The 6,445-nt window shown below is 67.8% G+C and carries 10 protein-coding genes; 3 read left to right on the top strand and 7 right to left on the bottom strand.

Annotated features, from left to right (window positions below):
- From VJS38_RS00930 to purC, 4 genes are all read right to left on the bottom strand, one after another.
- Positions 1 to 174, bottom strand: a 174-nt coding sequence (locus VJS38_RS00930; protein ID WP_324086280.1) for a phosphoribosylformylglycinamidine synthase subunit PurQ, incomplete at its 3' end; no start/stop codon positions are given.
- A 177-nt stretch (positions 175 to 351) separates the two neighbouring features.
- The gene (locus tag VJS38_RS00925) at positions 352 to 723 is read right to left on the bottom strand and encodes a hypothetical protein (protein ID WP_324086279.1); all 372 of its coding nucleotides are present in this window, start codon (positions 721 to 723) and stop codon (positions 352 to 354) included.
- On the bottom strand, positions 720 to 959 hold the full coding sequence (gene purS, locus VJS38_RS00920; protein WP_324086278.1) for a phosphoribosylformylglycinamidine synthase subunit PurS: 240 nt from the start codon (positions 957 to 959) through the stop codon (positions 720 to 722). Before purS ends, VJS38_RS00925 begins: the two co-directional genes overlap by 4 nt.
- Positions 959 to 1,714 (bottom strand): phosphoribosylaminoimidazolesuccinocarboxamide synthase, encoded by a 756-nt coding sequence (purC, locus tag VJS38_RS00915; RefSeq protein WP_324086277.1) that lies wholly within the window; start codon positions 1,712 to 1,714, stop codon positions 959 to 961. The genes purS and purC overlap by 1 nt, the downstream gene beginning before the upstream one ends.
- 229 nt (positions 1,715 to 1,943) lie before the next feature.
- On the opposite strand from purC, the gene VJS38_RS00910 reads away from it, so the two are divergent.
- Positions 1,944 to 2,267, top strand: coding sequence for a DUF1476 domain-containing protein (locus VJS38_RS00910; protein ID WP_324086276.1), 324 nt, complete (start codon positions 1,944 to 1,946; stop codon positions 2,265 to 2,267).
- A 48-nt stretch (positions 2,268 to 2,315) separates the two neighbouring features.
- On the opposite strand, the gene VJS38_RS00905 is transcribed toward VJS38_RS00910, so the two are convergent.
- Together VJS38_RS00905 and VJS38_RS00900 are read right to left on the bottom strand one after the other, a co-directional pair.
- Complete coding sequence (locus VJS38_RS00905; RefSeq protein WP_324086275.1) at positions 2,316 to 2,789, bottom strand: nuclear transport factor 2 family protein; 474 nt, start codon at positions 2,787 to 2,789, stop codon at positions 2,316 to 2,318.
- Positions 2,790 to 3,368: a pyridoxamine 5'-phosphate oxidase family protein gene (locus tag VJS38_RS00900; RefSeq protein WP_324086274.1), complete on the bottom strand. Its 579-nt coding sequence runs from the start codon at positions 3,366 to 3,368 to the stop codon at positions 2,790 to 2,792.
- Between the two features lie 103 nt (positions 3,369 to 3,471).
- Here VJS38_RS00900 and VJS38_RS00895 point away from each other — a divergent pair, with 103 nt between their 5' ends.
- On the top strand, positions 3,472 to 4,377 hold the full coding sequence (locus tag VJS38_RS00895; RefSeq protein ID WP_324086273.1) for a LysR family transcriptional regulator: 906 nt from the start codon (positions 3,472 to 3,474) through the stop codon (positions 4,375 to 4,377).
- Positions 4,378 to 4,392: 15 nt separating this feature from the next.
- On the opposite strand, the gene purB is transcribed toward VJS38_RS00895, so the two are convergent.
- Positions 4,393 to 5,700: an adenylosuccinate lyase gene (purB, locus tag VJS38_RS00890; RefSeq protein ID WP_324086272.1), complete on the bottom strand. Its 1,308-nt coding sequence runs from the start codon at positions 5,698 to 5,700 to the stop codon at positions 4,393 to 4,395.
- Positions 5,701 to 5,838: 138 nt separating this feature from the next.
- Between purB and VJS38_RS00885 the strand changes: the two genes are divergently transcribed.
- Positions 5,839 to 6,445 (top strand): hypothetical protein (locus VJS38_RS00885; protein WP_324086271.1); only part of this gene is annotated, 607 nt, incomplete at its 3' end.

Here is a 6,445-nt window from a genome sequence, read left to right as displayed (position 1 = left end):
CAGATAGTCGCCATAGGAGAAGCCGCCTGGCAGCACGATCAGGTCGAGGCCGGCGGGCAGCGCGGTGTCGGCGTGCCAGACCATGTCGACCTTCGCCCCGGTCGAGCGCTCGACCGCCACCTTGCAGTCGCGGTCGCAGTTGGAACCGGGGAAGACGATGACGGCGGCTTTCATGGGCGGGATCCGTAGGCGTTTCCCTCCCAAGGGGAGGGACAGCTCGCCAAAGGCGAGCAGGATGGGGAAGGGTGGTTCAAGCTCCAAGGCCGGTGTCTGGCCTGCACGTCCCCACCCCTGACCGCTTCGCGGTCGTCCCTCCCCATGAAGGGGAGGGAGGGGGAATGTCCAGTCCCTTCACTTCGCGCCGGCCTTCAGGCCGGCGAGATAGGCCATGAGCTGCTCGTAGGCCGCCTTGTCGCCGTAGGCGCAGCCGGTGTTCTTAATCTGCCCGCCGACGGCCTGCTGCATCAGGATCGCCAGATGCGCCGGCGCGCCGGGCTGGGTGATGAAGTAGGAGGTCCGGCTGTCGGCGGTGGAATAGGTGCGGTAGGGCTCGGTCGGCTCCTGCGGCGCGGCGACGAGGCCCGGCTGGGCCGTGATCTTGCCTTTGAGCGCCTCGAACGACTGGCTGCAGTCCAGCGCCACCGCCTTCGGCGGCCCGGCCTTCGGCGCGCAGGCGCAGAGGCTGATGGTGGTGAGGAGGAGGAAGGCCGCGGCCTCCCTCACGCCAGCTCCACGCGGTAGCTCTCGATGACCGTGTTGGCCAGGAGCTTCTCGCACATCGCCTTGACCTCGGCCTCGGCGGCGGCCTTGTCGCCGTTGGCCAGGTCGAACTCGATGGTCTTGCCGACGCGGACGTGCTCGACGCCGCCCCAGCCCAGACCGTGCAGCGCCTGTTCGACGGCCTTGCCCTGGACGTCGAGGACGCCTGGCTTCAGGAACACATGAACCTTCGCCTTCACTAGTGGAGGCCCCCCTGAATGACGGTCGGCATCTCTTTCATGATGCCCAAGCGGCGAGCCACCTCGGTGTAGCTCTCGATCACGTTGCCCAGGTCTCTACGGAAGCGGTCCTTGTCCAGCTTCTCGTTGGTCTGGGTGTCCCACAGCCGGCAGCTGTCGGGGCTGATCTCGTCGGCCAGGATGATGCGGGAGAATTCGTTCTCCCAGATGCGGCCGAACTCGATCTTGAAGTCGATGAGGGTGATGCCGACGGCGCCGAACATGCCGGTCAGGAAGTCGTTCACCCGCAGGGTGAGCGCCATCATGTCGTCGATCTCCTGGGTGGTGGCCCAGTTGAAGGCGGTGATGTGCTCCTCGGCGACCATCGGGTCGTGGAGCTTGTCGTCCTTCAGGTAGAACTCGATGATCGAGCGCGGCAGGGCCTGGCCCTCCGGCAGGCCGAAGCGGGTAGACAGCGAGCCGGCGGCGACATTGCGGCAGACCACCTCCAGCGGGATGATCTCGACCTCGCGGATCAGCTGCTCGCGCAGGTTCAGGCGCTTGATGAAGTGGTTCTGCACGCCGATCGAGTTCAACCGCGTCATGATGTACTCGCTGATGCGGTTGTTGATGACGCCCTTGCCCTCGAGCACGGCCTTCTTGGTCGCGTCGAACGCCGTGGTGTCGTCCTTGAAGTACTGGATCAGAGTGCCAGGCTCGGGACCTTCGTAGAGGATCTTGGCCTTGCCCTCGTAGATCTTCTTACGCCGGGTCATCGTCGCGCCTTCTCCGCGGAGCGGGGCTTGCCGGTCGGAGAAACAAAAAACGCGCGCGGTCATTCCCTCGCGCGCGGATCCGACTCGGCCTCTCGCTCATATCTCAGGCGCGCGGAAATTAGCGGATGAGGGCGGCTCGCGCAAACTTCAGCGCGCAGCCGGGCTTTCGATTGCGGGCGGGCGCCGGCCGCGCTATCTGACCGCCGTTTCGCGCCGCCATGGGGACCACATGACCACCTTCGACGATCGGGAACGGGGCTTCGAGAAAAAGTTCGTGCTCGATCAGGAACAGGAGTTCAAGGCCACCGTCCGGCGCAATCGTGCGCTCGCCCAGTGGGCTGCGGGCCTGATGGGCCTCGAAGGCGCGCATATCGAAGAATATACGCGCGCCGTGGTGAAGTCGGACTTCGAGGCGCCCGGCGACGAGGACGTGCTGCGCAAGGTCTTCGAGGACTTGAAGGGCGCCGGCGTCCAGGTCACCGAGGGCGAGGTGCGTATGAAGATGGCCGAACTGCTGGCCCAGGCGCGCGAAGGCGTCCGCGCCGGCGACTGACTGCGACGATGTGTCCGGCCGCAAGAGCGGCCGGCGCAGTCCTTTCCTCTAAAGGCCCAGATCGCTCAGGGACGGATGGTCGTCCGGGCGCCGGCCTGACGGCCAGTGAAACTTGCGCTCGCTTTCGCCGATCGGGGCGTCGTTGATGCTGGCGACGCGGCGGCGCATCAGCCCGCGTTCGTCGAACTCCCAGAGCTCGTTGCCGTAGGAGCGGAACCAGTTTTCGCTGTCGTCGCGCCATTCGTAGGCGAAGCGGACGGCGATGCGGTTCTCATGGAAGCTCCAGAGCTCCTTGATCAGCCGATAGTCCAGCTCGCGCGCCCACTTCCGGGCGAGGAACGCTGTGATCTCCGCCCGCCCCTGCAGGAATTCGGCCCGGTTGCGCCACTGGCTGTCGGGGGTATAGGCCAGCGCCACGCGCTGCGGATCGCGGCTGTTCCAGGCGTCTTCCGCCAGGCGGACTTTCTGGGCCGCCTGCTCGACGGTGGTGAACGGGGGCAGGGGCGGACGTTCGGCTTCCATTCAGATCGTTCCTTTGCTTGTGGTGAGTTGAGTGCGCGCCTGCTCGATCTCCGTCTCGGTAAACCGCGCAGTGATATATTTTGGGCAGTTCCTGTCGAACGCCTTGAGACGCAACCGCAGAATTCGCTCCGTCCGGTCCCTGTAGTCCGGATCGACGACTTTTGCGGTCAGTTCGGGATCGGCCTCGAGCGGCACGGCCTCGGCGTGGCCCAGGATCTTGAGCCGCTTTCGGGCGGCGTAGTCCACCAGGATCAGCGACACGCGGTCGTCGGCGGCGAGGTTGCCGACACTCAGGTATTGGCGATTGCCGCGGTAGTCGGCGAAGGCCAGGGTCTGGTCGTCGACGACCTTCAGGAATCCCGGCGGCCCGCCGCGATGCTGCACATAGGGCCAGCCCGTCTCCGAGACCGTCGCCATGTAGAAGGTGTCGCACTGGGCGATGAAGGCGACTTCGGTCGCGGTGAACCGATCGAATTCCCGCTGGCCCTCGAAATCCCGCCAGAGGTGATCGCTTCCCATCGCCGCCTGCACGGCGCGCACGCTGGGCGTGACGGCGACGTCGAGAAATCCGTAGCCCATGACCGAGCTCCCTCCACAATGGGTCGGTGCATGACCTATCCATTCCAATCTGAGGAATAATCCTCTAGATTCGGGAGTCTCATTCCCGGAAAATGGATTGGTGATGGATCGGCTGGAGGCGATGGCGATCCTGCTCAGGGTGGCGGACGCAGGGGGCTTCTCGGCCGCCAGCCGGCAGATGGGCGTGCCGCTGGCGACGGTCAGCCGCAGGGTCAGCGAGCTCGAGGCGCACCTGGGCGCGCGCCTGCTGGTCCGAACGACCCGCAAAGTGGCGCTGACCGACGCCGGCGCCGCCTACGTGGCCTCCGCCCGGCGAATTCTCGAGGAGATCGCCGAAATCGAGCAGATGACCGCCGGCGAGTTTCACGCTCCGCGCGGCGAGCTGGTTCTCACCGCGCCGGTCCTATTCGGCCGCCTGCATGTCCTTCCCATCGTCGCCGACGTCCTGGCGGCCTATCCGGAAATCAACGTGCGGCTCGTGCTGTCGGACCGGAACCTGCACCTTCTGGAAGAGCACGTGGACGTGGCGGCGCGGATCGGGGAGCTGCCGGACAGCCGCATGGTCGCCACGCGGATCGGCGCGATGCGGACGGTCGTCTGCGCCAGCCCGCAGCTGCTGGCGCAACGGGCTGCGCCGACGGCGCCCGAGGATCTCGCACAATGGCCGTGCGTGAATTTCGAGCCGATGTCGCCCACCGCGGCCTGGCGTTTCCGGCGGCGCGACACCAGGGGCGGCTGCGACGTGCCGGTCCGGCCCCGGCTCTCGGTGTCCAAGGCCGAGGCCGCCGTCTCGGCCGCGGCGCGGGGCGTGGGCGTGACGCAGGTGCTCCACTACCAATGTGCGGACGCCGTTCGGGACGGCTTGCTGCAGATCATCCTGCCCGACTTCGAGGTCGAGGCCGCGCCGGTGCACCTGATCCACGCAGCCCGCGGCGAGCTTCCCTCCAAGATGCGGGTCTTCCTGGATTTCGCCGCCGGGCGGCTGAGGGAGAGGCTGGCCTCCCTCTGACCGCCCGCGGGCCGCCTAATTTGCGTCCTGGCCGAACACGCGGCCGAAGATCACGTCGACGTTCTTGTAGTGGTAGCCGAGGTCGAACAGCTCGGACAGCTCGGCGTCGGACAGCGTCACTTCCGGATCGGCTTTCAGGAAGTCGAGGAAATTGCCCTCGCCGCGCCAGACCTTCATGGCGTTGCGCTGCACGGCGGCGTAGCTCGCCTCGCGGCTGAGGCCCTTCTGGGTCAGCGCCAGCAGCACGCGCTGGCTGTGCACCAGCCCGCCCAGGCGATCGAGGTTCTTGGCCATGTTCTCCGGATAGACCACCAGCCGCTCGACGACGTTCGCCAGCCGGCGCAGCGCGAAGTCGAGATGCACGGTGGCGTCGGGCGCGATGCCGCGCTCGACCGAGGAGTGGCTGATGTCGCGCTCGTGCCACAGCGCCACGTTCTCCAGCGCCGGCGTCACCGCCGAGCGGACGAGCCTGGCCAGGCCCGTCAGGTTCTCCGTCAGGATCGGGTTCCTCTTGTGCGGCATGGCCGAGGAGCCCTTCTGGCCGACGTCGAAGAATTCTTCGGCCTCCAGCACCTCGGTGCGCTGCAGGTGGCGGATCTCGACCGCCAGCCGCTCGATCGACGAGGCGACGACGGCCAGGGCCGCGAAATAGGCCGCGTGGTGGTCGCGCGGGATCACTTGGGTCGAGACCGGCTCGACGGCCAGGCCCATCTTCTCGGCGACATATTCCTCGACCTTCGGCGCGACGTTGGCGAAGGTGCCGACCGCGCCGGAGATGGCGCAGGTGGCGATCTCGAACTTGGCCATCGCCAGCCGCTCCTTGGCGCGCTGGAACTCGGCGTAGTGGCCGGCGAGCTTGATCCCGAAGGTCGTGGGTTCGGCGTGGATGCCGTGGCTGCGGCCGACGGTCGGGGTGAGCTTGTGCTCGAACGCGCGGCGCTTCAGCGCGGCCAGCACCAGGTCGACGTCCTCCAGCAGCAGGTCGGTGGCCCGCACCAGCTGCACGGCGAGCGTGGTGTCGTTGACGTCGGACGAGGTCATGCCCTGGTGCAGGAAGCGCGCCTCGGGGCCGACGACTTCGGTCACGTGGGTCAGGAAGGCGATGACGTCGTGCTTCACCTCGCGCTCGATCTCGTCGATGCGCTCGGCGTCCCAGACCGCCTCGCGGCCGTTCCGCCAGATGACCTGGGCGGCCTCCCTGGGGATGACGCCGAGCTCGGCCATGGCGTCGGCCGCATGGGCCTCGATCTCGAACATGATCTTGAAGCGCGTCTGCGGCGCCCAGATCTCGGCGGCTTCCTTGCGGGTATAGCGGGGGATCATGGCGCGGGGTGTGTGCGCGGGGCCCCGGCAAGTCAAGACCTCCGAGGCGCGGCATGCGCCCAGCTCATCGCTGTCGCGATGCGGTCGCCGGGCGGGTCGTGCTATGAACTGGTGGGGACACGGACGGAGAAACCGCCCATGCAGGACAGCACGGCCGCGCCGGTCAGCGCGCGAGACCGCCAGCTGGCGTTCCTCGGGTTCAACTTCGTCCTCGACCTGGCGGGCGACGGCATCCCCGGCCTGAAGCCGCTCGAAGCCCTGCTGGTGATGGCGGTCAACCAGGCCAACATCGCGCCCCTGACCCGTGATCCCGCCCTGCGCGCCCGCCACGGCGCGCTGGAGGCGCCCGCGCCGGACGAGATCCGCCGGCCGGTCAGCGTGCGCGCGGTGGCGGCCTCCATGCGCATGCCCTACGAGACGGCGCGCCGCAACATCCGCGCGCTGGAGGGCAAGGGAGTCTGCGTGACGACCGAGGCGGGCGTGGTGGTGCCGGCCGCCTTCCTGCTCACCCCCGACTATTTCGAGGCGGCGCGCCAGGGGCACGAGCGTCTGCTCATGCTCTACCGCGTGCTCTGCGCCCATGGGTTGCTGGAGCCGCTGCCGGCGCCGAACTACGACGAGTCCGAGCCGCCGGTGCGCGGGGCGGTGCGGCTGATGTCCGACTTCCTGCTGCGCTCGGCGGACGCGGTGGTCAGCCGGACCGGCGACCTCGTGTCCGGGCTGGTGATCCTGCCGCTGCTGGCGG

The organism is Phenylobacterium sp., from assembly GCF_035276905.1.
Lineage (GTDB): Bacteria > Pseudomonadota > Alphaproteobacteria > Caulobacterales > Caulobacteraceae > Phenylobacterium.
Note: the sequence above shows the minus strand (reverse complement) of the source record. Positions and strands in the feature narration are given on the sequence as shown.

Coding starts and splice junctions, on each gene's coding strand:
- purC (WP_324086277.1), bottom strand. CDS start 1,714: ATGACCCGGCGTAAGAAGATCTACGAGGGCAAGGCCAAGATCCTCTAC.
- VJS38_RS00910 (WP_324086276.1), top strand. CDS start 1,944: ATGACCACCTTCGACGATCGGGAACGGGGCTTCGAGAAAAAGTTCGTG.
- VJS38_RS00905 (WP_324086275.1), bottom strand. CDS start 2,789: ATGGAAGCCGAACGTCCGCCCCTGCCCCCGTTCACCACCGTCGAGCAG.
- VJS38_RS00900 (WP_324086274.1), bottom strand. CDS start 3,368: ATGGGCTACGGATTTCTCGACGTCGCCGTCACGCCCAGCGTGCGCGCC.
- VJS38_RS00895 (WP_324086273.1), top strand. CDS start 3,472: ATGGATCGGCTGGAGGCGATGGCGATCCTGCTCAGGGTGGCGGACGCA.
- purB (WP_324086272.1), bottom strand. CDS start 5,700: ATGATCCCCCGCTATACCCGCAAGGAAGCCGCCGAGATCTGGGCGCCG.